Annotated in this window: 22 protein-coding genes; 12 read left to right on the top strand and 10 right to left on the bottom strand. The window is 68.4% G+C overall.

The genetic code is table 11. From position 1 onward, the window contains the following. Window positions 1-313: 313 nt before the first annotated feature. From NBW77_RS04690 to NBW77_RS04680, 3 genes are all read left to right on the top strand, one after another. The gene (locus tag NBW77_RS04690; RefSeq protein WP_131745365.1) at window positions 314-499 is read left to right on the top strand and encodes a hypothetical protein; all 186 of its coding nucleotides are present in this window, start codon (window positions 314-316) and stop codon (window positions 497-499) included. An 809-nt stretch (window positions 500-1,308) separates the two neighbouring features. Next, complete coding sequence (locus NBW77_RS04685; RefSeq protein ID WP_250279332.1) at window positions 1,309-1,485, top strand: hypothetical protein; 177 nt, start codon at window positions 1,309-1,311, stop codon at window positions 1,483-1,485. Between the two features lie 42 nt (window positions 1,486-1,527). Next, window positions 1,528-1,818 (top strand): hypothetical protein, encoded by a 291-nt coding sequence (locus NBW77_RS04680; protein WP_131745363.1) that lies wholly within the window; start codon window positions 1,528-1,530, stop codon window positions 1,816-1,818. A 222-nt stretch (window positions 1,819-2,040) separates the two neighbouring features. Here NBW77_RS04680 and msrA read toward each other — a convergent pair whose 3' ends face one another. The 3 genes from msrA to NBW77_RS04665 all read right to left on the bottom strand — a co-directional run bounded on the left by msrA (window position 2,041) and on the right by NBW77_RS04665 (window position 6,603). Continuing rightward, window positions 2,041-2,703, bottom strand: coding sequence for a peptide-methionine (S)-S-oxide reductase MsrA (gene msrA, locus NBW77_RS04675; protein ID WP_250279331.1), 663 nt, complete (start codon window positions 2,701-2,703; stop codon window positions 2,041-2,043). Between the two features lie 218 nt (window positions 2,704-2,921). Continuing rightward, window positions 2,922-4,214: an RNA 5'-3' helicase PhoH2 gene (phoH2, locus tag NBW77_RS04670; RefSeq protein ID WP_131745362.1), complete on the bottom strand. Its 1,293-nt coding sequence runs from the start codon at window positions 4,212-4,214 to the stop codon at window positions 2,922-2,924. 565 nt (window positions 4,215-4,779) lie between these two features. Continuing rightward, window positions 4,780-6,603 carry a phosphoenolpyruvate carboxykinase (GTP) gene (locus NBW77_RS04665; protein WP_131745361.1) on the bottom strand — a complete coding sequence of 608 codons (1,824 nt, stop codon included), beginning with the start codon at window positions 6,601-6,603 and terminating at the stop codon, window positions 4,780-4,782. Window positions 6,604-6,944: 341 nt separating this feature from the next. Here NBW77_RS04665 and trhA point away from each other — a divergent pair, with 341 nt between their 5' ends. Next, window positions 6,945-7,628 carry a PAQR family membrane homeostasis protein TrhA gene (gene trhA, locus NBW77_RS04660; RefSeq protein WP_242605568.1) on the top strand — a complete coding sequence of 228 codons (684 nt, stop codon included), beginning with the start codon at window positions 6,945-6,947 and terminating at the stop codon, window positions 7,626-7,628. 198 nt (window positions 7,629-7,826) lie between these two features. On the opposite strand, the gene abmR is transcribed toward trhA, so the two are convergent. Both abmR and NBW77_RS04650 read right to left on the bottom strand, forming a co-directional pair. Next, window positions 7,827-8,396 carry an ATP-binding transcription factor AbmR gene (gene abmR, locus NBW77_RS04655; protein ID WP_131745360.1) on the bottom strand — a complete coding sequence of 190 codons (570 nt, stop codon included), beginning with the start codon at window positions 8,394-8,396 and terminating at the stop codon, window positions 7,827-7,829. Window positions 8,397-8,539: 143 nt separating this feature from the next. Next, on the bottom strand, window positions 8,540-10,567 hold the full coding sequence (locus NBW77_RS04650) for a thioredoxin domain-containing protein (protein ID WP_250279330.1): 2,028 nt from the start codon (window positions 10,565-10,567) through the stop codon (window positions 8,540-8,542). A 298-nt stretch (window positions 10,568-10,865) separates the two neighbouring features. Here NBW77_RS04650 and NBW77_RS04645 point away from each other — a divergent pair, with 298 nt between their 5' ends. Together NBW77_RS04645 and NBW77_RS04640 are read left to right on the top strand one after the other, a co-directional pair. Continuing rightward, window positions 10,866-11,603: a rhomboid-like protein gene (locus NBW77_RS04645; protein WP_131745359.1), complete on the top strand. Its 738-nt coding sequence runs from the start codon at window positions 10,866-10,868 to the stop codon at window positions 11,601-11,603. An 84-nt stretch (window positions 11,604-11,687) separates the two neighbouring features. Continuing rightward, window positions 11,688-14,765, top strand: coding sequence for a leucine--tRNA ligase (locus tag NBW77_RS04640; protein WP_131745358.1), 3,078 nt, complete (start codon window positions 11,688-11,690; stop codon window positions 14,763-14,765). A gap of 89 nt (window positions 14,766-14,854) precedes the next feature. Here the strand turns inward: NBW77_RS04640 and NBW77_RS04635 are convergent, their stop codons facing one another. Further along, window positions 14,855-16,363, bottom strand: coding sequence for a carboxyl transferase domain-containing protein (locus tag NBW77_RS04635; protein ID WP_250279329.1), 1,509 nt, complete (start codon window positions 16,361-16,363; stop codon window positions 14,855-14,857). Between the two features lie 84 nt (window positions 16,364-16,447). On the opposite strand from NBW77_RS04635, the gene arfB reads away from it, so the two are divergent. Together arfB and NBW77_RS04625 are read left to right on the top strand one after the other, a co-directional pair. Beyond that, window positions 16,448-16,975, top strand: coding sequence for an alternative ribosome rescue aminoacyl-tRNA hydrolase ArfB (gene arfB, locus NBW77_RS04630; RefSeq protein WP_131745357.1), 528 nt, complete (start codon window positions 16,448-16,450; stop codon window positions 16,973-16,975). A gap of 345 nt (window positions 16,976-17,320) precedes the next feature. After that, complete coding sequence (locus NBW77_RS04625) at window positions 17,321-18,022, top strand: expansin EXLX1 family cellulose-binding protein (RefSeq protein WP_131745356.1); 702 nt, start codon at window positions 17,321-17,323, stop codon at window positions 18,020-18,022. A gap of 21 nt (window positions 18,023-18,043) precedes the next feature. Here the strand turns inward: NBW77_RS04625 and NBW77_RS04620 are convergent, their stop codons facing one another. The 3 genes from NBW77_RS04620 to mca all read right to left on the bottom strand — a co-directional run bounded on the left by NBW77_RS04620 (window position 18,044) and on the right by mca (window position 19,856). After that, a complete protein-coding gene (locus tag NBW77_RS04620; RefSeq protein WP_131745355.1) occupies window positions 18,044-18,289 on the bottom strand; it encodes a hypothetical protein in 246 nt (81 codons plus the stop codon). A gap of 42 nt (window positions 18,290-18,331) precedes the next feature. After that, window positions 18,332-18,787 carry a tellurite resistance TerB family protein gene (locus NBW77_RS04615; RefSeq protein ID WP_131745354.1) on the bottom strand — a complete coding sequence of 152 codons (456 nt, stop codon included), beginning with the start codon at window positions 18,785-18,787 and terminating at the stop codon, window positions 18,332-18,334. Between the two features lie 172 nt (window positions 18,788-18,959). Beyond that, window positions 18,960-19,856, bottom strand: a complete 897-nt coding sequence (mca, locus tag NBW77_RS04610; protein ID WP_131745353.1) for a mycothiol conjugate amidase Mca — start codon at window positions 19,854-19,856, stop codon at window positions 18,960-18,962. Between the two features lie 76 nt (window positions 19,857-19,932). On the opposite strand from mca, the gene NBW77_RS04605 reads away from it, so the two are divergent. From NBW77_RS04605 to NBW77_RS04590, 4 genes are all read left to right on the top strand, one after another. Beyond that, the gene (locus NBW77_RS04605) at window positions 19,933-20,337 is read left to right on the top strand and encodes a DUF4307 domain-containing protein (RefSeq protein ID WP_165485832.1); all 405 of its coding nucleotides are present in this window, start codon (window positions 19,933-19,935) and stop codon (window positions 20,335-20,337) included. A gap of 348 nt (window positions 20,338-20,685) precedes the next feature. After that, window positions 20,686-21,171 (top strand): transcription elongation factor GreA, encoded by a 486-nt coding sequence (gene greA / locus NBW77_RS04600; RefSeq protein WP_131745351.1) that lies wholly within the window; start codon window positions 20,686-20,688, stop codon window positions 21,169-21,171. A 178-nt stretch (window positions 21,172-21,349) separates the two neighbouring features. Continuing rightward, on the top strand, window positions 21,350-22,789 hold the full coding sequence (locus NBW77_RS04595) for a magnesium chelatase ATPase subunit I (RefSeq protein WP_131745398.1): 1,440 nt from the start codon (window positions 21,350-21,352) through the stop codon (window positions 22,787-22,789). Further along, complete coding sequence (locus NBW77_RS04590; RefSeq protein WP_250279328.1) at window positions 22,786-24,786, top strand: vWA domain-containing protein; 2,001 nt, start codon at window positions 22,786-22,788, stop codon at window positions 24,784-24,786. Before NBW77_RS04595 ends, NBW77_RS04590 begins: the two co-directional genes overlap by 4 nt. 20 nt (window positions 24,787-24,806) lie before the next feature. On the opposite strand, the gene NBW77_RS04585 is transcribed toward NBW77_RS04590, so the two are convergent. After that, on the bottom strand, window positions 24,807-25,771 hold a 965-nt coding region (locus NBW77_RS04585; protein WP_250279327.1), incomplete at its 5' end, for a diguanylate cyclase domain-containing protein.

Here is a 25,771-nt window from a genome sequence, read left to right as displayed (position 1 = left end):
ACCACTCAATGATCACCTATCCGTAACCGGAAGGTCCCGGATGGTTCGCCGGCGAGAGCCTCACGCCCGGCGGCCGGTCTGGGCCGAACGGACTGCCACCGCAGCGCCCATGGGACGCGCCCGCATGGCACGCCGATGGGGGCGATGAAGATCACCGGGCCTGATGACGTCTCGCGTCATCACCTGCGGTACGGTGAGTTGTGTACGCGTTGTGTACGCGTTGTGTACGCGTTGTGTACGCGTTGTGAAGCGGCGTGCGTATATCGTGCGATGTCGTGCGAACCGGTCGGATTTCAGGTCACGGGAGGTCGGTATGGACGAATCCACGCTTCCCCCGATCCTCGCCAACGCCGAAGAGATCGACGCGGACCCCGAGACCGCCCGCATGATCGCCGAAGCGGACGAGGACATCGCCGCCAGCCGGTTTGTCCGTTGCTATGGGGAAGATGAGTTCGACGCTCTGCTCAACCAGTTCGCCGCCCAGTCCAAAGCGAGTTGACAGACGCCCAAGCGGCGACACAAGGCAACAGCAGGCACCTCCGGGAATCGCCGTATCCGCGCCTAAAGTGAGCGCGTGCCCACCTTCGACGCCGCCACTCGCTTCCTCGCGGAGTACGGGCGCCTCAGCACCGCGGAACAGGCCACGTTCCGCGCCGCCCGCAGGCTGTTCATCGAAGGACTCACAAACGGCGGTCGATTCCATCCCCGGCTCCGTGTCAAGCGCTTCAAGGCGATCTCCGGCGCCTACGAGATGACCTGGGCACCCGACGGCCGGGCGCTGTGGCGCTGTGGCGCTACGGCGACCCGATCCCGGACAAGCCCGGCCCACACATCATCTGGTTGCGGATCGGCACCCACGACATCTTCGAGCAGTAGGGGCCACGCGCTACACGACCCGTGCCCGCAATAAAAAGGCCCGACCGGATGCCTCCCGGTCGGGCCTCTGCGCGTTCTCCAGGCGTCACGTTGCGATCGGCAGGCGCCAACTCAGAACGTGCCGCTCGCCGAGAGACCAGCGGTCCGTCCGTGCTCCAGGTACACCTGACGGCCACCGGCGTGAGCTTCGATCGCCGCAGCGACCCGGCGGTTGAGCCGGTATTCGCCGGGTTTGGCCACACCGACGGGGCAGGACACCCCGGTACCACCGAGCATTCGCCTATGTGACCTGTGCGCGGCGCGTTCGGCGAACCTCGATCAGCCAACCACCCGGGGGTAGGATCCGCGCGTACCACTCCGCCCATGGCAGACGTCGGGGGATCCGCGCGGCGCCCCAACCTGGGTTAGAGTGGGTACGTGGAGATCTACGGTGTGACCGTCCCGGAGCCTCACGAGTGGGTCGACGCGCCGGACCCCGCCACTCAGCAGGCGATCGACGAAGCGATCGAGGACCTCACCGCGGGACGATCGGTCATCTGTACCAGTGATGCCGCGTTCGACGCGCTTCTCCATGAGCTGTCCACAGCCCCGCAGTCGAAGGCAAGCTGACCCCTCGGAGGGGCACTCACTCTTCGTCCTATTGTTGCGGCCGTGCCCACGTACGAGCCGGTTGCCCGCTTCCTCGCGGAGTTCCATCGGCTCTCCCCCGCGCAGCAGGCCGCCTTCCTGCGTGCTGTCTCGCTGTTCCGTGAGGGACTGGAGTCGGGCTCGTTCCATCCGAGGCTACGGGTGAAGGGTTACAAGTCCGAGTCCGGGATGTTCGAGATGACGTGGGCGCGCGATGGTCGGGCGCTGTGGCGGTACGGCGACCCGATCCCGGGCAAGCCCGGCCCACACATCATCTGGTTGCGGATCGGCACCCACGACATCTTCGAGCGGTAGGGGCGACGCGCTACACCACCGTGACCCATCAGGCGTGTCAGCGGGAAGCGAGTCACCTCGAGGAGGCGCTACACGACTGCGAACCGGTTCGCGAGTACTGTCCGGTGCCAAGCCATCACGGTGTCCGCCGTTTCCACCGGACGCTCGCACAGCGCCCGGGAGTCCTCCTCCTGTCGTGCGACGCCGAGAAGCGCCTACCAGGCTTTCCGCGAATGCACGGACTCAGCCGGCGTCGGCCGGGGCCACCCCGACAGGGCAGGACACCCCGGTGCCACCGAGGCCGCAGTAGCCGCTCGGGACCTTGTGCAGGTACTGCTGGTGGTACTCCTCGGCAAAGTAGAACGGACCCGCCGGGGCGATCTCCGTGGTGATCGGGCCGAAGCCGGCCTTGTCGAGAACAGCCTGGAAGGCGTCCCGGCTGCGCTCGGCCGCCGCCAGCTGCCCGTCCGAGAACGTGTAGATCGCCGACCGGTACTGGGTACCGACGTCGTTGCCCTGGCGCATGCCCTGCGTCGGGTCGTGCGTCTCCCAGAAGACCTTCAGCAGCTCCTCGAAGCTCACCACCGCCGGGTCGAACACGACCTGAACGGCCTCGGTGTGCCCGGTCAGACCCGAGCAGGTCTCCTCATATGTCGGGTTCGGGGTGATCCCGCCCGCGTAGCCGACAGCGGTGGAATACACCCCCGGGGTCTGCCAGAACTTCCGCTCCGCACCCCAGAAACAGCCGAGCCCGAACACCGCGGTCGCCAGGCCGTCCGGGAACGGGCCGCGCAGCGGGGTGTCGAGGACGGCGTGCCGCTCCGGGACGGTGAAGGCCGGTACCGGACGGCCCGGCAACGCCTGCTGGGCGGTAGGCAGAGCCGACTTGCCACGAGCGAACAGCATGATCGAAAAACCTCCAGGGCTTCTCCGAGTCGACGGCGAGGCGATAATGACGTCCGGCGCCGCCGGAGACCCCGTAGCGACGGCACCAGAAACGTCAACCGCCCCCGTCCCGGATCCGTTCCCCGACTACGGCGGTTATAGGCGTGCTACCCGGCCGGCTGTGATGGCCGGCCGGGTAGTTGTCATGAAACGCAGGACCGAACGCCCTGATGGGCGCCCTAGAGGACAAGATCCTCCAGCATGGTGGTGACCAGGGCTGCGATCGGTGACCGCTCAGAGCGGGTCAGGGTGACATGCGCAAACAGCGGATGCCCCTTCAGGGTCTCGATCACGGACGCGACTCCGTCGTGCCGCCCGACCCGCAGATTGTCACGCTGCGCAACATCATGGGTGAGTACCACCCGCGATCCCTGCCCCAGACGCGACAGCACGGTGAGTAGCACCCCACGTTCCAGCGACTGTGCCTCGTCCACGATGACGAAGGCGTCATGCAGCGACCGGCCGCGGATGTGGGTGAGCGGCAGCACCTCAAGCATGCCGCGGTCGGCAATCTCCTCGATGACGTCCTGGGAGACCAACGCACCGAGCGTGTCGAAGACGGCCTGCGCCCAGGGCGCCATCTTCTCGTTCTCGCTGCCCGGCAGGTAGCCGAGATCCTGGCCACCGACCGCGTACAACGGTCGGAACACCACGACCCGGCGGTGCAGCCGCCGTTCCATCACCGCTTCCAGCCCGGCGCACAGTGCCAGCGCGGACTTCCCGGTACCGGCCCGGCCGCCAAGGGAGACGATCCCGACGTCGGGGTCGAGCAGCAGGTCCAGTGCAACGCGCTGCTCCGCGGAGCGTCCGTGCAGGCCGAACGCCTCCCGGTCGCCCCGGACGAGGCACACCTTCTTGTCCGGGGTCACCCGGCCGAGCGCGGACGCGCTGCCGCCGGAGGCGGTCAGCACCAGCCCGGTATGGCAGGGCATGCCAGCGGCATCCGGGATCTCGATCGTTTCGCGGGCGTAGAGGCGGTCCAGATCGTCCTGGGTGACAGCCAGTTCCGCCATGCCACTCCAGCCCGAGTCGACCGGGGTCTGCGCCCGGTACTCCTCGGCGTCGAGCCCCACCGCGGATGCCTTCACCCGCAGCGGCAGGTCCTTGGTCACCAGGACTACGTCGTTACCCTCCCGAGCAAGGTTGAGCGCGACAGCGAGAATACGCGAGTCGTTGTCATCCACCCGGAACCCCGGTGGAAGTACCGATGGGTCACTGTGGTTAAGTTCAACCCGCAGGGTTCCACCGGCATCCAACGGCAACGGCTGATCCAGTCGCCCATGGCGGATTCGGAGGTCGTCGAGGAAACGAAGGGCTTCTCTAGCGAACCAGCCCAGTTCGGGATGGTTCCGCTTCCCTTCCAACTCCCCTACGACAACCAGGGGAAGCACAACACTGTGCTCCGCAAACCGCAGCAGCGCACCAGGATCAGACAGGAGCACGCTTGTGTCGACGACATGCGTTCGTGGCACACGCCCACCCGCTTACTCGGAGGAAGTCCGGGACCGAGCCCCCCGAAGGAGGCCGGGTACCGGCCTCCTGACGTTGTCGCGAATGCGGCACCGAGAGGCCTCCCGAGTGGCCCAGCCCAGTGCCGGACCACAACTTGGGCCATCTGGATCCGCCGTGTAGATCGCTCTTTGACGACTTCCACCAGACAACCCAGGGTCACACGTTAGCTCCCCGGCATCGAAAGCGCGACCATCTTCGCACAACACGCTCCGCGACGATCAGCGGGCACAAGGTGATGCGCAGCGTGAAAGTGCCTGCACCTCAGACACAACTAGGGTGATCACCTAATCCGGCATGAGTGGTTGCAGACAACTGCGTGGCCTTCTGTTCATATGCCGGTCACACCCGATTTCGGGTAACGAAACGCCGTTCGGACCGATCCTCGGGCCCGAACGGATGGTGCCTGACCATCAGAGCCCGAACGGCCAGCAGCCCGAACGGACGACGGCCGGGGTCGGCATCCGGGGTGTCTCCCGGACGCCGACCCCGGCCGTCCTACAACCAACGTCCTGGAGCGACCGGCCGTCAGTCCTTTAGACGGCTGACCAACGCCTCCTGCTCGGCCCACAGCTCGGCGGGCAGCCCGTCACCGAGGTTCTGGTAGTGCTCGGGGATCAGCTCCGCCTCCTGCCTCCACACATCGGTGTCAAGGGTGAGCAACGTTTCCAGGTCCTCGGGCGCGACGTCGAGTCCGTCGGTCGGCAGGGCCTCGGGCGTCGGCAGCACGCCGAGCGGCGTTTCCACGCCGTCGGCCTCACCTTCCAACCGGCCGACGATCCAGGCGAGGACCCGGCTGTTCTCGCCGAAGCCAGGCCACAGGAACCGACCCTGCGCGTTCTTGCGGAACCAGTTGACGTAGTAGATCCGCGGCAGCTTCTCCGGGTCGGACTTGCGCCCGATCGACAGCCAGTGCTCGAAGTAGTCGGCCATGTTGTAGCCACAGAACGGCAGCATCGCGAAGGGGTCGCGCCGCAGGTTGCCGATCGCCCCGGCCTGCGCCGCGGTCGTCTCGGACGCGACGATCGAGCCGAAGAACACCCCGCGCTGCCACGTCGGCGCCTCGGTCACCAGCGGGACGGCGGTCGCCCGCCGCCCACCGAACAGGATCGCCGAGATCGGAACGCCCTTCGGGTCCTCCCATTCGGCCGCCATCGTCGGGCACTGGCTCGCGGGGACGGTGAAGCGGGCGTTGGGATGAGCCGCCGGCTCAGTGGCCTGCGGCGTCCAGTCCCGACCCTTCCAGTCGAGGAGGTGAGCCGGCTTGTCCCTGGTCAGCCCCTCCCACCACACGTCGCCCTCGTCGGTGCGAGCGACGTTGGTGAAGACCGTGTTGCCCCACAGGGTCGCGACCGCGTTCGGGTTGGTCTCGACGCCGGTGCCGGGCGCGACACCGAAGAACCCGGCCTCGGGGTTCACCGCGTACAGCCTGCCGTCCTCCCCGAACCGCATCCAGGCGATGTCGTCACCGACAGTCTCCGCTTTCCAGCCCGGCAGGGTCGGAATAATCATTGCGAGGTTGGTCTTGCCGCACGCCGACGGGAACGCTGCCGCGACGAAGTGAACCTTCCCCGCAGGCGAGGTCAGTTTGAGGATGAGCATGTGCTCGGCGAGCCAGCCCTCGTCCCGGGCCATTACCGAGGCAATCCGCAGGGCATAGCATTTCTTGCCCAAAAGGGCGTTCCCGCCATAACCCGACCCGTAGGACCAGATCTCCCGGGTCTCCGGGAAGTGCGTGATGTACTTGGTCGAGTTGCACGGCCACGGAACATCGGCCTGACCGGGCTCGAGCGGTGCACCCAAAGAGTGCACACATGGGACGAAGAATCCGTCCTCGCCCAGTTGCTCGAGCGCCGGGGCGCCCATTCGCGTCATCGTCCGCATTGACGCGACAACATATGGCGAGTCGGTTATCTCCACGCCGAGCGCGGAGATCCGCGAGCCGAGCGGACCCATGCAGAACGGGACGACATACATCGTTCGCCCCCGCATGCTGCCCTCGAACAGGCCCTGCAACTTGACCCGCATCTCGTCCGGGTCCAGCCAGTTGTTGGTCGGCCCGGCGTCCGCGGGATCGCGTGAGCAGATGTAGGTACGGTCCTCGACCCGGGCGACATCGGTGGGATCGGATGCCGCGTAGAAACTGCCCGGCCGCTTCTGCGGGTCCAGCGGGACGAACGTGCCCTTGTCGACCAGCAATTGCGCGAGTTCCGCGTACTCCGCGTCGGAACCATCACACCACTGGATACGCTCCGGTCGGGTGAGTTCGGCAATCTCTCGCACCCAGGCGGTCAGCCTGGTATGCCTGGTCGGGGCGGCATCCAGCCCCGGAATCTGCGCCGCGGTCGTCACAGCTCCCACCTCCGCTTGAGTTGAGCCCACCACGGCCTCGCGCTGTGTCGCCATACGTCCCGGTCGTGGAAGGCCCACTCGTGTTCGGGAACGCGGAACGCATACGCAGTGAACCCGCAATAACGCGCCGACGAGTCACCGTCCACTACATCGCGGATCCACCACGGCTCGGGCGTTTCGAGGCCGTGTACAGGATCTTTCGACTCTACCGTGGGAGCTTCCGACAGTCGCGCGGTCGAGTGGCAAAGAACTCACACATTCGTCACGCTCCGAAGTTGAACAAGACCCCCGGCTGCACACGGTGGCTGGTAACCACAACCATCGCCGGATACGGTAACCGCGTGACCACGACCGCACCTGGGCACGGCATCCGTAACCATCCCCGCGACCTAGTGCGACCACGGATGCGTGGTTGGCTACATGCTGGCGCCTTCCCGGTCAGCCTGGCACTCGGCGTCATCGCCGTAGCCCTGGCCACCACGTTCCGCGCACGCGTCGCGGTGGGAATTTATGCGCTGAGCATCGCCCTTCTGTTCGGCACCAGCGCGCTTTACCACCGGAAAATGTGGTCGACATCACGTGCCAGATCGCTGATGAAACGGCTCGACCATTCCATGATCTTTGTTTTCATCGCCGGGACCTACACTCCGCTGACCCTGCTGGCACTGCCCCCGAAGACCGCACGGACGATCCTCGCGGTGGTCTGGAGCGGCGCCGCAATCGGGATCGTGCTACGGATGCTCTGGCTGCACTCACCCCGGTTCCTGCTGGTACCGCTGTACATCGCGTTGGGCTGGGTGGCGGTCTTCGTCATACCCCAACTGCTGCACACCGCAGGTGTCACGACGATGGTGCTGATCCTCGTCGGTGGCGTCCTGTACAGCCTCGGGGCGGTCGTCTACGCCACCCGACGGCCGAACCCGTCCCCGGAGACATTCGGATATCACGAGGTTTTCCACGCGTTCACAATTGTTGCCGCGGCATGCCATTACACCGCGGTTATTCTGGCGATCTGTGCGACATAGCCGCATCCGCCGCCGAAAAATCAGGCGCCGCCGGCAGCCAGGGAGGGAGTGAGTGGATGGCGGTCCCGGCCGGGGGGGAACCGTACCCAGGGAAATCGGTCGGGTACGCTTCCCCCGTCGGCCGGTAGCGGTCGTGCCGGTAGCGGCGGCATCACAACCTCACCGGCACACAGCCTCACCGGCACACAACCGGTTTTTCTACAGTTCGGGCCCCTCGGCACGAACCTGCTCGACCTTCTCCATCGCCTCCCGCAGGCGGGCCAGCCACGGCTGTGCATTGTCGCCGACCAGACGGACGCACCACGCGAGCGCATCACTGCGGCTGCGCGCGACCCCCGAATCCACCAGGGTGTCGAGAACGTGACGCTCCGGCTGCCGAAGCCTGGTCATCACCGGAACAGACAGTGTAGTGAACAGCTCGGTTGTACCACCCGCTGTCACCCCCCATGCCACCTTCCGTACATAACGGCGTTCGGCTTCCTCGGCAATCGCTATCCGGGCGTCCCTGGTCTGCTCACGGAACCGGCGGATGCGGCCCGACTCGGCCGCGGTGACCGCGGTGGCCGCGCCCGCATCGGCGGTCTCGAGCTCCGGAGCCGGGATCACGCCGACCACGATGATCTCATCGCGGTCGACGGTCACAGTGGGCGGACCGGTGAACCAGTCGTCGGGCAGTCGACCGGTGAACCATGCCGCCGCATCGTCAGCGGACGGCGCCTGCTCGCGCTCGCCCCAACGGCCGTAGCCCCGTCCGCGCGACCCAGCCATGCCGTGCCTCCTCGCAGCCCGCTCAGGGTATGGGCTCGTGTACATCGGATACCTCCTGCTTGATTACACACTTACATCAATACAGGAGCAACGGACGTCGAGTAGCCGACATTCCATGGACGTACCGCCACGCGCCAGGTCGGTCAGCCGGCCGAGACCAGGGCCACCTGGACGCCGAGCTGGGCGCGCACCTCCTCGACGGTGGTCGCCGGCCGCTCACAGACGAAGCCCCGGCACACGTAGACCCCGGCCGCCGCCCGTCCCCGGGCCAGCGGGCCGGAGGTGACCACGACCGCGCCCGGCGCCGTGGCAAGACGGGCCAGCCGTTCGAGGTCCGGACGGTCGACAACGGCAACCTCGGCGGGCCCGGCCAAAAGCGCCTCGGCCACCGCCCCGGCCCACCCCGCAAAGGACGCGTTGACGGCCAGCAACGGGGTGAGCACGTCGACGGCGCGCTCGGCGGCACGGCGATGCTCCGCCGAACCCGTCAGCGCGGCACAGGTCAGCAACGCGCCCGCAACCGCGGCCTGGCCGGACGGCGTCGGCGAGTCCGAAGGGTCCCGTGGCCGGCGCAACAACCGCTCCGCATCGTCCGCGGTGTCGAAGAAGCCCCCGTCGTCCGCGGCGAAGTGCCCACGGACAACGCCGAGCAGGTCGCTCGCCAGTTCCAGCCACTGCGCGTCACCGGTGACCTGGTGCAGAACCAGCAGTCCCTCGGCGACATCCCCGTAGTCCTCCAGGACCCCGGCGTTCGATCCGACCCGTCCATGCCGGCTCGTGCGGCGCAGCCGGCCGTCCACCAGGTGGACGTCACGCAGCAGCGTCGCGGCATCCACGGCCGCCGCCACCCAGGACGCTTCGGCGAACAGTGCTCCGGCCTCGGCGAGGGACGCGATCGCCAGCCCGTTCCAGGCAGCAACGATCTTGTCGTCGCGGGCGGGCTGTGGTCGTCCCGCCCGGACCGCCGCAAGCGCGGCACGCACCCGGGTGAACCTGACTGGATCGTCCGCGTCCGCACCCAGCTCGAGCACGGACGTCCCGTGCTCGAACGTGCCCGCGTGAGTGACGCCGAAGACTCCCGCGGCCCAGGCCCCGTCGTCCGGACCGAGGACGTCGACCAGCTCGGCCGGTGTCCACACATAGGTGGCGCCCTCCACGCTGTGGCCACTCCCACCATGCGCGCCGACAGTGTCCGACGTCGGTACGACGGTGTCCGCGTCCAGCGCCGAGGCGAACCCGCCTTCAGCGGTCCGCAGATCGGTGAGCAGGAAGGACGCGGTCTCGCGGGCAACCCGCTCGGCCAGCGGCGACCCGGTCGCCCGCCACAGATGCAGGTACACCCGCAGCAACTGGGCGTTGTCGTAGAGCATCTTCTCGAAGTGGGGGACGGTCCAGGTGGCGTCCACGCTGTAGCGGGCGAACCCGCCGGCGAGCTGGTCGTAGATCCCGCCACGGGCCATCCGCTCGCAGGTGGCGGTGACCATGCGCAGGCTGGCGTCGTCCCCGGTGCGGGCCCAGTGCCGCAACAGCATCTCCAGCAGTGCCGACGGCGGGAACTTCGGCGCCGGCCCGAAGCCCGCATGCACCGGGTCGAACGCCCGGGCAACCTTCTCGACCGCGCCGGCCAGCAGCTCGGCGGTGAGCGTCGCCGCCGGTCCGCCGGATGCGCGCGCCGCCGCGGCAACCTCGCGCGCGATGTCCGCGCCGGATGCCTCCACCTCGTCCCGCCGCGTCCGCCACGCACTCGTGACCGCCTCGAGCAACTGGCGGAACGATCCCATCCCCGCCCGCGGCGTCGGCGGGAAGTAGGTGCCGGCGTAGAACGGCTCACCCGCCGGGGTGAGGAAGACCGTCATGGGCCAGCCGCCGTGACCGGTCAGGGCAACGGTGACGTCCATGTAGACGGCATCGACATCGGGCCGCTCCTCACGGTCGACCTTGATGTTGACGAAGTGCTCGTTCATCAGCGCCGCGGTGGTCTCGTCCTCGAAGGACTCGTGCGCCATCACGTGACACCAGTGGCAGGACGCGTAGCCCACGGACAACAGGACCGGGACGCCCCGATCGATGGCCTCGGCAAACGCGGCTGGGCCCCACGGCCACCAGTCAACCGGGTTGTCTGCGTGTTGGAGCAGGTATGGCGAGGTCTGGTCGGCAAGACGGTTCGGCATCTTCCCAGCATTGCGGTGCCTGACGAGTGAGGAAACGTGAGCTCGTCATCGTCGGAGATCTGGATCACCCCGAGGCCCATGACAGCGCGGCCGCTCCCCGGCCCCGCATCCCATCCCGGTCGAATCCCGGAGAAAAACAGCTTGTCGAACGTGATCCGGATACGCCGACAACGAACTTTCCGACTCGGACCGCAAACAGTACGCGGTTGCCGCACCGACGAGCGACGCTGAGGATGTGACCCAGGTCCGATGTACCGGCGAACGTCCGTGGCCGGTCCCGCGTCGAGTCCTCCCGTCCGTGGCCGACCCGACGGGCGTCGAAGTTCCCCGCCAGCGCACCGACACGCCGCCGAGGGTGACCACCCGGTGGTCACCGCCGAGGTTTCGCACCCAACGCAGGTTGATCCGCAGGGCATGGCAGGTCGCACCGCTCGCGATGATCTATATAGCGATCCTGGCCTTCACCTCGGCCGTGCTCGCGGTCGCCTACACCCTCGACCGCGATCTTTACCATCGTCTGCTGGTGGCCCGGTCCACCAACCTGACGGGGTTGCGTAACCGTCCGCTCTACGTCCTGGTGGCCAGTGCCTTCTGGCTCGAGGGCTTCACCTTCTTCCGGTCGGCGGGTCTTGTGGCCGCCGTCCTCACCCCCCTCGAACAACAGATCGGATCCCGGCGGACACTCGGCGTGTTCGCAACCGGGCACATCGGAGCAAGCCTGCTCGTCGCCGCGGGCCTGGTCATCGGCCGGGCCATGCGACTGGTCGACAGCCAGGTCTGCGACGCCGTCGACGTCGGCACCAGCTACGGACTGGTCGCCTGCGCCGCCGTGCTCGCAGCCACGCTGCCCACCCACCGACGCTGGCTCGTCACCGGTGGCCTGCTCGCGGCGCTCGCCCTCGCCATGGCATACGCGCCCGACTTCACCGCGGCCGGCCATGTCGTCGCCGCGCTGCTCGGCCTGGTATGCGCCCAGTACCTTCGTACTCGCGGTCTCCCGATAGGCTCGGGACAACGATCGACACCATCCGCGTGAGCCTGCCGTCGGTACTGCTGTCATGATCCGCGGGTTCCCGCGGGGTCCGCGGGTCGGGTCGCAACGACCTGAGGATGATGAGGGATGATCAGCAGCTCCGAGCACACCGGCACCGCAACCGGCGCGGGTACCGCAACCACAACCGCCACGGGCGCCCGGCAGACAGGCACCGTCCCGGCCGTGGATCTGCCGTTCCGCTACGGTGCCCGGCTTGCCGGCGACATCGAGCGCCGCTGGCAGCAGGCATGGTCCGAGCGGGGCACGTTCCACTCCCCGAACCCGCGCGGCCCGCTGTCGGACGGGTTCGACCGGGTCGCCGAACGCCCCCCGGTTTTCGTCATGGACATGTTCCCCTACCCGTCCGGTGTCGGTCTGCACGTCGGCCATCCACTCGGCTACATCGGCACGGACGTGTTCGCCCGCTACCTGCGAATGACCGGTCATCACGTCTTGCACCCATTCGGTTACGATGCCTTCGGCCTGCCTGCCGAGCAGTACGCCATCAACACCGGGCAGCACCCGCGGGTCACGACCGAGGCCAACATCGACAACATGCGGCGTCAGTTGGGACGGCTGGGGCTGGGCCACGACGCCCGGCGTGAAATCGCCACCACGGACGTCGAGTACTACCGGTGGACCCAGTGGATCTTTTTGCGGATCTTCAACAGCTGGTACGACGACCAGGCCGACCGCGCCCGCCCCATCGACGAACTCGTCACCGAACTCGAAACCGGTACCCGGCAACCTCGCGGGGACGCCAACCCGCACAACCGGCCGTGGTCGGCCCTGAGCACGACCGAACGCCGACGGGTCGTCGACGGACACCGACTGGCCTTCATCTCCGAACAACTGGTCAACTGGTGCCCGGGTCTCGGCACGGTGCTCGCGAACGAGGAGGTCACCGCCGAGGGACGCAGCGACATCGGCAACTATCCGGTCTTCCGGCGCCCGCTACGCCAGTGGATGATGCGGATCACCGCCTACGCCGAACGCCTGATCGCCGACCTCGACCTGGTCGACTGGCCGGACTCGATCAAGCAGATGCAGCGGAACTGGATCGGTCCGAGCGACGGCGCCTCGGTCGAGTTCGACGCCGTCGGCTCCGACGTCCGCGTCGAGGTGTTCACGACCCGTCCCGACACTCTGGCCGGTGCCACCTTCATGGTGCTGGCGCCGGAACACCCGTTCGTCGACACCCTCACACCCGATGCGTGGCCGCCGGGGACCCCGGCGGCGTGGACGTTCACCGACGCCGGCCAGAATGCTGCCGACAGCGGCGGTTCCAACAGCGGCGGTTCCAACAGCGGCGGTTCCAACAGCGGCGGGCCGGCGCCAGACTGGACGCCGCGCGCGGCGGTGGCCGCCTACCAGGACTACGCGGCACGTCTGGGGGACCGCCAGCGCGGCACCGACGAGATCCCCCGCACCGGTGTGTTCACCGGTGCATACGTGACCAATCCCGTGACCGGCACCGCGATCCCGGTGTTCCTCGCCGACTACGTCCTGATGGGCTACGGGACAGGCGCGATCATGGCGGTGCCCGCGCACGACCAACGCGACTTCTCCCTCGCCCGCACGCTCGGACTGCCCATCCCCGCCGTTCTCGCCCCGAACGCCGAATGGCTCGACGAACACACGGTGCCCACAGGTACCGCACCGGACGCCTGGCCGGAGGCGTTTGCCGGCGAGGGCGAGTACCTGGCGTCGTCCGGTGTCGCACCGTCCCTGGTCGGGCTGTCGAAGCCGGACGCGATCAAGTCGACGGTCCGCTGGCTGGAGGACGTCGGCGCCGGCCGCGCCGCGCGTTCCTACCGGCTGCGGGACTGGCTGTTCTCCCGGCAGCGGTACTGGGGTGAACCGTTCCCGATCGTGTTCGACGACGACGGGCTACCGGTCGCGCTCCCCGACGAACTGCTGCCCGTCACCCTGCCGGAGATGACCGACTTCAGACCGGCGGCCATGGCCGACGACGACGTCAGCGACCCGGTGCCGCCGCTGGCCCGGGTGTCCGACTGGGTCGGTGTGACCCTCGATCTGGGCGACGGGCCGAAGACCTACCGGCGTGAGACCAACACGATGCCGCAGTGGGCCGGCTCATGCTGGTACTACCTGCGTTACCTCGACCCGACGAACAGCGAACGCTTCGTCGACCCCGAGGTCGAGCGGTACTGGATGCACACGCCGTCCGGCCCGCCCGGAGACGGCGGCGTCGGGCTCTACGTCGGTGGAGTCGAGCACGCCGTCCTGCACCTGCTGTATGCGAGGTTCTGGCACAAGGTCCTCTACGACCTGGGTCTGGTGTCGACGAAGGAACCGTTCAAGCGGCTGTTCAACCAGGGTTACATCCAGGCGGACGCCTTCACCGATGCCCGCGGCATGTACGTGCCGGCGGCGGATGTCGTCCGCACGGCCGACGGTGGGTTCACCCACGAGGGCGAACCGGTGAACCGACGCTCCGGGAAGATGGGCAAGAGCCTGAAGAACAGCGTCAGCCCGGACGAGATGTACGACAGCTTCGGCGCGGACACCCTGCGGGTCTACGAGATGGCGATGGGGCCGTTGGACGCCGACCGTCCGTGGCACACCGACGACATCGTCGGCTCCCACCGCTTCCTGCAACGGTTGTGGCGCAACATCGTCGACGAGGCGACCGGCGTGGCGGCCGTTTCGGACGCCGGGCTGGACACCGACGCGGCACGGACGCTGCACCGCACGATCCTGGCGGTGCAGGCGGACTACGCGGGCCTGCGTTTCAACACCGCGGTCGCTCGCCTCATCGAGCTCACCAACTTCGTGAGCAAGCGCTACGGCGGTTCGGGCGAGCTGCCGCGCGAGCTCGCCGAGGCGCTTGTGCTCATGGTCGCGCCGCTGGCCCCGCACATCGCCGAGGAGCTGTGGGCCCGGTTGGGTCACGAGACCTCCCTCGCGCTGCATCCCTTCCCACCGGCCGACGAGTCGCTGGCGGCCGAATCCACCGTGACGCTGCCGGTACAGGTCAACGGCAAGGTGCGGTTCACCATCGAGGTCCCCGCGGGCGCCGACGAACAGACCGTCCGAGCCGTCCTGACCGGCAACGAGGAGTACGCGCGGCACACCGTTGACCGGACCGTGAAGCGAGTGATCGTCGTTCCCGGCCGGATCGTCAACATCGCCGTCGGCTGAAAGCATCGCCGTCGCCCCGGGCGAGAGCGTTCGGGGGCGGGGCGTTCGGGGACGGGGCGTTCGGTCAGGACGCGGCACCGACCGGAGAGTCACAGCGACAGGCGGCGATGGCGGTCACGGCGGGCCGCGAGCCTCGTCACGGAGTCATGCCCCGAGACGGTCCGCAGGCATGCCGCAACAGCCTCGCCGAGCCCGGCCATCCGGTCCCGGACGCCGGGGACCACCAGGTCAACCGCGCCGAGCCGGCACAGGTCACCGGCAGTGATGCGCTGCCCACGAGCCATGTCGGCGGCATGGTCGACACTGTGATGCATGATCATGGAAGCGCCCTCGGGCGGCAGCGGGGCAAGCCAGGCGTCCTCGGCCGCGACCACTGCGTCCGCCGGCAGCAGAGCGAGCGCCGCGCCGCCCGCGCCCTGCCCGAGTAACACGCTCACGGTAGGCACCGGCGTCGCGAGCAGCACTGCCAGGCAGTGCGCGATCGCCGCGGCAAGGCCCGCGCGTTCCGCCTCGTCGGACAGCTCCGCGCCCGGCGTGTCGATCACGGTCAGCACCGGCAGCCGAAGCTCCGTCGCACGTTGGATCGCATGTCGTGCCGCACGTAGATCGCGTACACCGATAGGCCGGTGACGCTGCGCCAGTCGGTCCTGCCCAACGACGACGCACGGCGTCCCCCGCAGAAGAGCGAGCGCGGTGACGATCGGCGTACCTTGCGCATCCGTCCCCTCCCTCAGATCGGACGCACCGAGCAGCGTGACGTCACTGGCCGAAGCTGCGAGGAAGTCGCGCAGCCCGAGGCGATCGGGGGCTCGCGTCGCCAGCACCGACGCCCACGGGTCCGGCGCCTCAACTGGCCCGGCAACCGGCCCGGCACCGGCCGGTACGGCCGGATGCACAGCCGCCTCGGCGGGGCCGGTGGCGGTGGCAGCGGCGGTGAGGACGTTCAGCACCCGGCGGACGGCTTCCCGCAGGTCACCGGGGGTGACGACAGCGTCCACCGCACCGGCCCGGTGCAGTGCCTCGGGACTCTGCGCGTCCCTCCCGGGCGCCGTTCCGGTGAGCGCCTCGACCACCCGAGGCCCGAGAAAGCCGACCAACGCGCCGGGTTCGGCGAACGTGACGTGCCCGAGCGATGCCCACGACGCGAGCACCCCACCAGTCGTGGGATGGCGCAGGTAGACGAGGTAGGGCAGGCCGGCTGCCCGGTGCTCGGCAATGGCACCACTGATCGTCAGCATCTGCAGGAACGCGGGGGTACCCTCCTGGATCCGGGTGCCCCCGCTGGCGGGCAGTGCGAGGAGCACCCGTCCCTCAGCGGTGGCCCGTTCGATCGCGGAGGTGGCCCGCCGAGCGGCGGCAAGCCCTACGCTGCCACCGAGGAAGGCGTACTCGCTGGCCACGACGGCGACCCCGTGGCCGCCGAGGAGTCCCTCGCCGGTCCGGACCGACTCGTCCGCGCCACTTCGTTCAGCGGCCCGAGCCAGGTCCCGCCGGTAGGCGGCGCTCGCCGGCGGCTGCGCCGGGACGCGATCCCAGGAGCTCCAGCTGCCGACGTCCAGCAGCCCGCCGAGTAGATCGTCAAGGTGTGGGCGGTTCACAGTCGACGCCTCCCCCTTCGGACGTCAGCCACACCGGACCACACCCTTCCAAACAGCTGTGAACCTAGCCCAGGGCACCGTCACATGCGGTCGTCGCAGGATCAGCGGCTGATCATCGAGGTGCCGGGGGCGATCACAAAAACCACTGGCGGTGACACCGGAAACGGCCACCATGGGACGGTGACGTTTCCACCGTTTCAGGTCCGCCCGGGTTTCATGCTCCGTGAGTCCGATCTGACCTGGAGGTTCTCCCGGTCGAGCGGGCCCGGCGGGCAGGGGGTGAACACCGCCGACAGCAGGGTCGAGGTGTCCTTCGACGTCCGCCGGTCGGCATCGCTACCCGAACGGCTGCGCGGGCGGACGCTGGAGCGGTTGGATGGCCGGTTGGTCGACGGCATCCTCACCGTCACGTCCAGCGAGCACCGCTCACAGCTTCGTAACCGGGAGGCTGCCCTCGCCCGGCTGGTGACGATCCTGCGGACGGCGAGCGATCCCCCGCCGCGGGCACGGCGCCCGACCCGTCCGTCCGCCGGCGCGGTGCAGCGGCGCATCGCGGGCAAGAAGCACCGCGCGCAGGTCAAGCGCGAGCGCCGCGCCAACCCTGATGACTGATCGCAGGCCCGTAGGCGGGTGTCGAAGGCTCCGGGCCGCGTGAAGGCTCCGGGCCGCGCGATCAACACCCCTCGACGGAATTCCCACGAACCGCACAAAACTGGACCGAATACCTGGACACGGACAAACAGCCGTAGCTACGGTCGTACCGCTGGGAGGGGATCGACAACGGCGAGAGCCTCGCGTTCCCGTCCCTGACCGTGGAGAGCTCGTGAGCGAGTCACCACCTGCCAGTACCTCGACCCCACGGCTTTTCAGGGTGGTTGTGCCCCTGCTGCCGGCGCTGCCCCGGCGTACCGCAGCCCTTCTACTCGGTGTCGGTGTGGCCTTTGGTGCCGTCACCGGATGCCAGGCCACCGACGCCACCCTGACCCCGACGTCTTCACCGACATCGGTGACCGCTCCAGCAACCAGTGCCCCGGCCGGATCGGACCGGGTGGCACCTACAGCGGCAAGGGCACCTGGTACACGCCGGACAACCCCACCGGGAACTGCCTCTACGACAATGCCCTCCAGGATCCGTCCGGCGCATTCGCCGCCATGAACGAAACCGACTACGAGACCGCGCGGATGTGCGGCGCCTACATCGAGGCGACCGGGCCGAAGGGCACCATCCGGGTGAAGATCGTTGACCGGTGCCCCCTGCCGTGCGCACCCGGACAGATCGACTTCAGCAAGCAGGCGTTCACCCGGATCGCCGGGGACCCGCAGCTCGGCGAGGTCCCGATCTCCTGGCATCTCGTCAGCCCGGCCGACATCGGAAACGTCGAGTATGTCGTCAGAAACGGCTCGTCCGAGTGGTACCTGGCCATCCAGCCGCGCAACCACCGTAATCCGGTGGCCTCTCTCGAGATCAGCGTGAACGGAAAATGGCAGGTCCTGGAGAGGCAGATGTGGAACTACTTCCTCCCGACACCTGCCGGTCTCGGCAAAGGTCCCTTCACCGTCAGGCTCACCGACATCTACGGTGAGCAACTGATCAGTTCCGGGATCACCTTGACCCCCGGCACCGTGCAGTCGACGTCAGCCCAGTTCGCACAGCATTAGGCCGTGTCCGTCCCGGGTGCGCTAATCGCGGCCGGACGAGTCCTGGGACGGGATGTCGCCGTCGGCGTCCGCACGCCCGGATTGCCTCTTCCCGGCCGCCGCACGCTCACCGAACCGCCCGCCGGCGACGTTGCTGCGCATCCGGCCGAGGCTGCGCGACATCATCGTGAAGAGGCCAGCGGCGGCAAGGCCCAGCAGCACCACCACAAGGAACCCGCCAGCACCCCCGCTGACCTCGAGCGCCAGGGTCTGTCCCGCAGAAGTCACGCCCCAACCCTACGTCGCCGCCCACCGGCCGGGACCCGGCGACTAAAGATCGAATTCGTTCGGGTCCAGCCCAACCGCATAACAGGCGTCGCGGACGACCTGCTGCTCGGACTTGTCGAAGTTGCCGTCGGCGCCTCCGATGACGATCCCGATCTGGATCACCGCGCGGGCCTCGGCAGGCTTCTTCTTCGTCTTGCCGATGTCCTGGATGACGCCGACCTTGCCGAAGTCGAAGTCGGCCTGCAGCTTGGAGCAGTAGTCGTTGAACTTCTGCTGCAGCTGCTCCGCCGGGAAGTTGCTCAGCACCTCGTTGGACGCGATGAGCGCGGCAACCTTGCGGCGTTCGTCCGCGTCGATGCTGCCGTCGGCAGCGGCCACCAACGCGCACATGGCCATGCTCGCGTCCCGGAAGGCACCACTTTTAAGATCGTTCTTCTTGGCGTTCAGTTGCTGCTGCATCGACTCTGTGCTGGTGCGCAGACGATCCCAGATCGCCATGACATGATCTCCTCAGCCGTTGACCTGTGTCCGACCCGTTGACGTGCCACCCGGACCGTTGAAGCGTGCACAGTCTCAGCTGCCCATGGTGACAGTCATCCTGTCACCAGCAACGACCGATGCGACGCGACCGTGCCCGGATCACCGGGTGTCCGCCCAAAGCAGATGCCTGTCACCGGATACCGGTGAACAGATCGCTTTCGGGCAGCGTCCCGACCTCGAGCAGCGACCGGGCGAGCTGGTAGTCCTCGGTGGGCCATGCCTCGCGCTGGATCTCCATCGGGATGCGAAACCACGGGCCGTTCGGGTCGACCTGACTGGCGTGCGCCAGCAGCGCGCGGTCCCGGGTCTCGAAGAACTCACCGCACGCCACCCTGGTGGTGACCCGGCCGGAGTCCTCCGCGCGATCCGCCCACTTCGCGAGCAGTTCGGTGTAGGGCGACTCGCGGCCGCTCGCGAGCATCGCCTCGTGCAGGGCGAGCATCCGCAGCTTGTGGAACGTCAGATGGTAGTAGAGCTTGAGCGGCTGCCAGGGCGACAGCCCGACGTCCTCGCCCACCTCCCGATAGCGCTCGGGGTGGCCCGCGGCCTCGAACGCCTCGACTGTGATCTTGTGGTTCATGATGTGGTCGGGATGTGGATAGCCGCCGTTCTCGTCATAGGTGATCATGACCTGTGGCTGAAACTCCCGGATCAGCCTGACGAGCGGTCTGGCCGCATCGACGACCGGCGTGAGCGCGAAGCACCCGTCAGGAAGCGGCGGGGGCGGGTCGCCCTCGGGCAGGCCGGAGTCGAGGAAACCCAGCCAGACCTGCCGTACTCCGAGAATGCGGCACGCCTCGTCCATTTCGGCCTTCCGCAGTTCCCGCAGGCGCGCGTGGACGTCGGGACGGTCCAGCGCGGGGTTCAGCACGCTGCCGGCCTCACCGCCGGTGCAGGTCACGACGAGGACGTCGACACCCTCACGGACGTAGCGCGCCATGCTGGCCGCGCCCTTGCTGGACTCGTCGTCGGGGTGGGCGTGCACTGCCATGAGCCGCAGGCCACCCCCGTTGGTCGGCTTGGACATGCCACCATTGTTCCCGATGCCATCGACAAGCAGGTCCACAGCGACGCCGGGCAAGGCCCCACCAGGGATGCCGGGTGTGTCCGGCATCCTGCGACGGTGGTTTGACATCCCCTGGCTCGGCGGCATCCGGGTCGCCCCCTGGTTCCTGCTGGCGGCGGTCACCATCGTGACGGTCGCCGCGGTCGGGGCCGGGTGGGTCCAGAGCCGTCCGGGACGTCTGAACTACGGGACCCGCGCCTATCGGATCAGCGCGACGCAGGCGCAGCTGACGTTCGATGTGGAAAAGTCACCCAACGCCGTGGCACAATGCACTGTCCGCGCACGCTCCCGAGACGACCAGGTCGTCGGCCGGCGCACCGACATCGTTGTCGGTCCGGCTACGAACGGCCAACGGGTCATGACCCTGACGGTCACGCTGCCCACGTCCCAGGAAGCGAACGTGGTCGAGGTCGAGGACTGTCAGATCATCCGTACCGGCTGACGCCGCGCGGGACCCCTGGCGAGTAACCCGGGAGCTGTTGTGCCTGGGTTCGTCTCGCGCGGCGAGCAGCGACGCTCGTCCACGCGACGTTGTTCCGGCTTGAATTGTCAACTGTTAGGCTGGGCGTTTGCCCCTGTCCCCACCATCCTCACAATTTCCAGCATCCCACCCCACTGTCCCCGTCGAAGGGCCCACGACGGGCCCGATGAGGGTCCAATCGGGATATGGCCGACCTCACCGTGGTCGGGCCATATTCGTGCGGCCATCGAAGTACCAGCGGCCGAAGGAGGCGCGATCATGCTTCTTCCCGCGCCTCCGGAGACCCTCAGAAATCTAGGAGCGTGACGCGTGTCGCAGCAGACGTGGCTGACCCAGGAGGCGTACGACCAGCTCCGCGGGGAGCTCGACCACCTCACCGGGACCGGTCGTGTCGAGATCGCCAACAAGATCGAAGCTGCTCGCGAGGAGGGCGACCTCAAGGAGAACGGCGGTTACCACGCGGCCAAGGAAGAGCAGGGCAAGATGGAGTCGCGCATCCGCCAGCTCACCGACCTCCTGCGCGACGCCCGGGTTGGTGAGGCGCCGCAGTTCAACGGTGCGGCGGGTCCGGGCACCGTGGTAGAGGTCCGCTTCGCCGGCGACGACGACGACATCGAGAAGTTCCTGATCGGATCCCGCGAGGACCACAGCACATCGCTTGACGTCTACTCCGCGCAGTCGCCGCTCGGCGGCGCGGTCACCGGGCACAAGGCGGGTGACACCGTGACGTACAACCTGCCCAACGGTCGTCCCGCCACGGTCCGGATCGTCGCGGTGGAGCCCTACTCCCACTGAACCTTTCGGGACGGCCCGACCCTCGGGCGCTCCAGGATCAAGAGGACTTCTCCCCCCGACGAACGCCCGCCGGGAGGGGGAGAAGTCCTCTTTGTTTGGCCTGGGCTTTCGCGGAAATCCCACGACTTCCCTGCGCGACTTCCCTGCGCGCCAGAGCGCGGGGACGTACCGTCGGCTAGTGCTCGATCTGTCAGGGTCTCAGCCCCCGCAGTCCCCCGAACCGACAACTCTGGGTGTCCTGCGCGGTTCCGGCCACCGACACCGGTCCGTGCGCACCGAACTGCGGGATAACACCCTCGCCCGCATGACGGGCGGACAGGACCGGTTTCCCGGCATCATCGGCTTCGAGGACACCGTGCTCCCCCAGGTCGAGCGTGCCCTGCTCGCCGGCCACGACATCGTCTTCCTCGGCGAACGCGGCCAGGGGAAGACCCGCCTGATCCGCACCCTCGTCGGTCTGCTGGACGAATGGACGCCGGTCATCGCCGGCTGCGAGATCAACGATCATCCCTATGCGCCGGTGTGCACCCGCTGCCGGCTACTGCTCGCCGAGTTCGGTGACGACATCGCGGTCACGTGGAAGCACCGCTCCGAACGGTTCGGCGAGAAGCTCGCCACCCCGGACACCAGCGTCGGCGACCTGATCGGCGATGTGGACCCGGTGAAGGTCGCACAGGGCCGCACCCTCGGTGATCCGGAAACCGTCCACTACGGCCTGATCCCGCGGACCAACCGCGGCATCTTCAGCGTGAACGAGCTACCCGACCTGGCCGAACGCATCCAGGTGTCGCTCCTGAACGTGCTGGAGGAACGTGACATCCAGGTCCGTGGCTACATCCTGCGGCTCCCGCTTGACCTGTTCCTGGTCGCCTCGGCGAACCCGGAGGACTACACGAACCGCGGACGGATCATCACCCCGCTCAAGGACCGCTTCGGGGCCGAGGTCCGCACGCACTACCCGCTCCGCCTCGATGACGAGCTGGCCCTGATCGGGCAGGAGGCGGAGTTGGACTGGGCAGGGTCGCCGCTGGGCTTCCCCGCCATCCCGGAGCATCTACTCGAGGTGGTGGCACGTTTCACCCGGCTGGTCCGCGACGCTCCTCAGGTCGACCGGCGTTCCGGTGTGTCGGCCCGGCTCTCCGTGGCCGCCGCGGAGACCGTCGCCGCCTCGGCGGTGCGCCGCGCGGCCCTCACCGGGGAGGACATCCCGACGGCCAGGGTCGTCGACCTCGCGGCGATCGTACCGGCGGTACGCGGCAAGGTCGAGTTCGACCAGCTTGAGGAGGGGCGGGAGGACGACATCCTCGCGCACCTGCTGCGCCGGGCGGTCGCCGAGACGTTCCGTGCCCGGCTCGCCGGAACCGACCTCGCCGGCCTGCAACGACGTTTTGAAGTGGACGGCCCGGTCGAGACCGGTGACCTCGTCCCCGCCGGGGAACTGCTGCGGCGGGTGGGCCCGGTACCGGGGCTGGCCGCGATCCTGACCAAACTCGGCATCGACGGCGCGGAGTCACCGGGCCTCGCCGCGGCCGGGCTGGAGCTGGCGATGGAAGGGCTGCACCTCAACCGGCGCCTCGCCAAAGAGGAGCTACCGGGCCGGACGGTGTACGGCACATGAGTGCCGGAACCGGGTCGGCGGGCTTCCGGTACGGCCCCTGGGACGATGGCCCCGACCCCCTCGCCGACCCGTTCGACGTGGCGAACGCGCTGGACGAGATGTCCGAGCACATCCTTGACGGCCGCACCCCGCGCGAGGCTCTGGACGCGTTGCTGCGCCGCGGTACGCACAGCCGCCGCGGGCTGGAGGACCTGCGCCGGCAGGTGGAACGCCGACGGCGGGAGGCCCGCTCCCGCGGTCGGCTGGACGGCACCCTGGAGCAGATCCGCGAGCTCCTGGACACGGCCGTCGGCCAGGAGCGGGCGGAACTGTTCCCCGACCCGTCCGACGACGCCCGGCTGCGCGAGGCCGAACTCGACTCACTGCCGAACGACCCGGCTCGGGCCGTGAACGCGCTGTCCGACTACGAGTGGCGTTCGCCGCAGGCCCGCGAGACGTTCGAGAAGATTTCCGACCTGCTGCGCCGCGAGGTGCTCGACACGCAGTTCCGCGGCATGAAGCAGGCATTGGAGAACGCCACACCCGAGGACATGACCCGGGTGAAGGACATGCTGAACGCGCTGAACAACATGGTCGAGGCCGACGCCCGTGGCGAACACACCGACGCCGCTTTCGAGGACTTCATGCGTTCGTTCGGCGACTTCTTCCCGGAGAACCCGCAGTCGCTGGAAGAGCTGGTCGACTCGTTGGCGCGCCGCGCCGCGGCCGCCGCGCGGCTGATGGCGGGACTGTCCCCACAGCAACGCCAGGAACTGACCGACCTCATGGCGTCCGCCATGGCGGACATGGGCATGGCGGCCGAGCTGTCCCGGCTGCAGCAGGCGCTGCGGTCCGCCCGTCCGGACCTCGGCTGGGGCCAGCCCGGACGCGGCCGGTTCCGCGACGCGATGACCGGCGACACACCGCTCGGGCTCGGCGATGCCACCAGCGCGCTGGAGGAGCTGGCCGAGCTCGACGAGCTGGCGGCCGCCCTGTCGCAGGACTACGCCGGGGCGTCCCTCGACGACATCGACACGGACGCGGTCGCACGGGCGCTGGGCCGTGAGGCCGTGGACGATCTGCGCACCCTGCAACAGATCGAGAAGGAGCTGGAACGCCAGGGCTTCCTGACCCGCAGCGCCGGCAGGTTGGAGCTGACCCCACGGGCGGTCCGGCGGATCGGCCAGACCGCGCTGGCGCGTATCTTCCGTCGCCTGGACACCCGTGGACGCGGTGACCACGACTCCACCGACGCCGGTGCCGCCGGTGAGCTCACCGGCACGTCGCGGCCGTGGCACTTCGGCGACACCCAGCCGATCGATGTGGTCCGCACGGTCCGTAACGCTGTGCTGCGTGCCGGCCCGGTCGGCCCGAGCGGTGCCGTCAGTCTGGAGGTCGGCGACTTCGAAGTGGCCGAGACCGAACGTCGGACGTCGGCCGCGGTCTGCCTACTCGTCGACCTGTCCTATTCGATGGCACTACGTGGCACCTGGGGCGTGGCGAAGTCGACGGCGCTCGCGCTACACACTCTGATCAGCACGAAGTTCCCGCAGGACACGATCCATCTGGTCGGCTTCTCGGACTATGCCCGCCAGCTGCGTCCGGTGGAGCTGGCGGGACTCGACTCCGAGGTCGTGCAGGGCACGAACCTGCAGCACGCGCTGATGATCGCGGGCCGGCTGCTGTCGAAGTACCCGGACTCCGAACCGGTCGTGCTCCTGGTGACCGACGGTGAGCCAACCGCCCATCTGATGCGCAACGGCGCCCCCGCCTTCTCCTGGCCTCCGACTCCGGAAACCCTCGAGTTGACCCTGGCCGAAGTGGACCGACTCACCCGCCGCGGGGCGACGATCAACGTGTTCATGCTGGACGACGAACCACGGCTGGTGCAGTTCGTCGACGAGGTCGCCCGCCGCAACGGTGGTCGGGTGCTCTCCCCCGATCCGGGCACGCTGGGCCAGTACGTCGTCCGCGACTACCTGCGTGCCCGCGGTGGACGGCGCCGGACCGTCCGTTAGGGCCGGACCGTCCGTGAAGGTCAGCCGGTCTCACTCCCACTGGGGACGAACACGGCATGACGGCCCCGGCCGGCTTCCTTGGCCCGGTACATGGCCAGATCCGCGTTGCGGACCACGACCTCGGGATGCCCGTCCTCCGGTTGCGCCATGGCGATTCCGATGGCGGCATCGACGGTGACGGACATGCCGTCCACGGAGATCGGCTGTCGGATGGCGTCGAGTAGCCGGTCGGCAACGTCGCGGGCCCGGACACCGTCGGCGTCGCGCAGAACGACGGCGAACTCGTCGCCACCGATCCGGCAGACCATGTCCGGCTGCCCGGTGTCCGTCTCCCTGGCGCCCGCCTCCTTGGCGTTCGTCTCGGTGCCCGCCCTGGCGAGACGGGCACCGATGATCCGTAGTACCTCGTCGCCGGCGGCATGACCGTGGGTGTCGTTGAGCGGCTTGAACCGATCAAGATCAATGAACAGGACCGCGAACGTCGAAGTTTCCTGATCCGCGGCAACAGCGTTGAGCCGGTGCAGGAACGCTGCCCGGTTGGGCAGTCCGGTGAGAGCATCATGGCGGGCCTGGTAGTGCAACTCATCCTGCAAAGCCCTGCGCTCACCGATCTCGTGACAGGTCAGCAGGATGGCGGCCACCTCCGGCTGGGCACGCAGGTCGGTCGCCTCGATGTCGAACCAGCGGTAGCTACCGTCCTGTGCCCGCAGTCGGATGTCACGGACGCCGGCGGTCCCGACATCCCCGGCCGAACGCAGGAACTCCGCAAGGGTGACCGCCTCGTCCGGGTGGGCCGCGTCGGGCAGCTTACGACCGACGCAGGACGCGGCCCGCCAACCAAGGATCACCTCGACGGCGGAGCTGACAAAGCTGATGCGCCCGTCCGCCTCGACGGCGAGAACGACGTCATGGGCGTTGTGTAGCAGCGCGTGCAGGCATGCCTCCCCCCGGCGCAGCGCCGCCTCCCGCCATCCGGTCAGGACGG

Origin of the sequence: Frankia sp. Cppng1_Ct_nod, from assembly GCF_920656135.1 — a bacterium.
GTDB classification, from domain to species: domain Bacteria; phylum Actinomycetota; class Actinomycetes; order Frankiales; family Frankiaceae; genus Protofrankia; species Protofrankia meridionalis.
This window is presented reverse-complemented; position numbering and strand designations above follow the sequence as displayed.